The organism is Bacillus sp. GMs2/2 (assembly GCF_050172095.1).
GTDB lineage: Bacteria > Bacillota > Bacilli > Bacillales > Bacillaceae_G > Bacillus_A > Bacillus_A cereus.
Genome location: NZ_JBNLYE010000462.1, coordinates 1 through 2,705, shown reverse-complemented (window position 1 = coordinate 2,705; position 2,705 = coordinate 1). Strand labels below are relative to the sequence as shown.

Here is a 2,705-nt window from a genome sequence, read left to right as displayed (position 1 = left end):
TCAGACTAAATAAATATAGTAAAGTGAAATTTTAATGAGTGGGGGTTTAATTCATCCCCCACCTAACTTCTTTGCTTTCGCTGAATTTTGAGATGGGAGTCTTACTGCTCGGAAAATAGTGGGATAAACGTTTCCTCGTTACTTCAATCTATTTAGAAATTCCATTTATTTTTCTATCAAATTATAAACCTTATCATCTTCAAAAGGTGTTACAGGTAATACCCAAATACTACACTTCATCATTTGACCACTTTATATTCCAAATCTATTTCCTTTTATAGTACAAGCATACACGCCAATTGTGATTCATCTTCATAAACTACTATGTGGTTTAAATTTATTAAGAATAGGAGGTAATATTTTGGGTTCATACTATCATTCTTCAAACTCGTATAAAAAATGCTCATGCAAATCTTCTTCCAGTTCAAATAAAAAATGTTCATGTGACCATTCACATAAACGAAGCTGTCCTGCATACGGAACTTTTTGGCAAACTGAATTTATAACTGTTCCTTTTGGCGATCCTTTTCCATTTAATCACGTTGGACCTTTAGCAGGAGGTGTTTCCTTACTAAATCCTACTACTATACACTTTAGACAAGCTGGTGATTATAGAGTTTCGTTCATTTCCAGTATTAATACTACTTTAAATCCTGTATTTCCACATATCCCAGTCATAACTATATTTTTAAATAACAATCCACTTGCTGATAGTCAAGGTGACTTCGCTATTCAAATGAATACTTCATCAAATAACGAATGTCTTCAACTCGTTGGCGAAACAATTGTTACAGTGCCTGCTAATTCAACTCTTCAACTTAGAAATAATAGTGGTTTTAATCGTCAAAGTATTGTAACTTGTGACAATGGTATAAATTCAGTTGAATTAACAGTTACAAAACTAAGTTAAAATTATTTCTTCACATTCAGATGCTATTTCAGCATCTTTTTTTATTGAATAACAGTTTTTTCAACTTTTATTATCTCTCCCCACATAAAAAAGTGCAGAATTCTTTCTAACACAAGATTTCTGCACTTTTTATTATACTTATTTATTCTTCCTTATTTCTCTACATAAACCGACTTAACAATCGTACGATTATATGGTTTTCCTTCTTTATTCATCCCTTTTATATCCATCGTAACGTTATATACTCCCGGTTGTTTTATATCTTTCAAAGCACCTGTAAATGTATTCGTATTAACATTTTGTAATTCATTAAATTCAGAGACTAACTTACCTTCTTTATTAACGACTCTTACTGTTATGGAAAGATCCCCTTTCATTTCAGGTGCTACAGGTGATTTTTTCAGTTTATACTCAGGTTGATTTATTTTAACTTTTGTAGGCATTCGAAGAACAAATGGTGCGTCATCCTTGTAATCGCTTACAACTAAATATGCATCTTTCGACTGCTTCGCCATCATTTTGATTTTCCATTCGCCTACTTCTAATTTATCAAACTTAAACGTTCTAATTGTCGCCCCATTAAAAAAAGATTCGCCTTCACCAGTAGTTATAGCGCTATCTTTATTTGCATAGATTTTTCCTTTTGGAGATACCATTTGTACTTCTACATCAGAAGAAGCAGTTAGTATAGAAACGATTCCTTCCGCTTTTTTATCAACTGTAACGGTTTGCTCTATCCACTGATTTTGTGGTAATTCGCCTCCTAAAATATTTTGATTTGAAGTTGTATTTAATTGTTCTAGATCTCCATTTGAACTAGTGCTGGATGCTACTAAAGCTGGTAATCCCACATTTGTCGTACGTAAATATGGTTCAATTCGTGCAAAAACAGCTGATCCTTTTCTTATATTGTCATGATCAAATCTGGAATCTGTAAATAAATGTGTACCGTACGATAGCTTCGCACTCCATTCATTTACTAGTCCATCATTTGAACCGTACGATGATAAATATAACCCACCCATAGATAATGCAGAAAATGTTGGCCCCCAGCTAGTTCCAGTAGCCGTATAGTAACGGTTTAATTTAGCTGCTGGGTTGTTATCTATTATTGAACGAAACTTTGCCATTTCACCTATTTGTAACGAATACGTACCATCATCTTTTTGACCTAATATAGAAGCAAGCCACCCTGCCCACCAACTATATGACAAATCTGCTAAATTTGAGCCGTGATGCGGTGTAGCAAGTGTAATAACATTTCCAACAAATCGATTCGCACCATATTCAACTAATGCGGCTTGTGTATCAATACCACCTTTACTATGCGCTACAATATTAACTTTTTTACCGAAATGATTATATATTTCTTCAAGTTTTTGTGCTAACAACTTTCCGTTATCCCACTGACTAGCCGAACCTTTCCCTGCAGCATCATACAATTGTATAAACACTGTTTGATAGCCTGCTTTTAAAGCATAATCATACATATCATTTATATCATGATATACTGTCTTTCCATACCAACTATCAGCATTACCATTTCTTCCTTGTACAAAGAGAATTGGCGGTTTATTCTCATCATAATTAGCAGGTTTTTGGCCTAAAAACCATTCTCCAGGTGTGAATACTTCTGTATCAGGAAACCCCTTTCCAAGCTCTTTTATAACTTCTGCCTGTACATTTGTGCTAATCGTTGGAGCCATGATAAAAAATACAATTAGTAAGGCCACACATCTTCTCATCAGTCGCATATTACTCCCCCTATTTTTTTGAAAGAAGGTGTTCTTTATAA

2 protein-coding genes are annotated in these 2,705 nt (G+C 33.9%); one reads left to right on the top strand and one right to left on the bottom strand.

The genetic code is table 11. From position 1 onward, the window contains the following. The first annotated feature begins 361 nt into the window (after positions 1-361). A complete protein-coding gene (locus tag ACQGS6_RS26025; RefSeq protein ID WP_325764615.1) occupies positions 362-910 on the top strand; it encodes a preprotein translocase in 549 nt (182 codons plus the stop codon). A gap of 152 nt (positions 911-1,062) precedes the next feature. Here ACQGS6_RS26025 and ACQGS6_RS26020 read toward each other — a convergent pair whose 3' ends face one another. Next, positions 1,063-2,664 (bottom strand): esterase/lipase family protein, encoded by a 1,602-nt coding sequence (locus ACQGS6_RS26020; protein ID WP_001238692.1) that lies wholly within the window; start codon positions 2,662-2,664, stop codon positions 1,063-1,065. Positions 2,665-2,705: the final 41 nt, after the last annotated feature.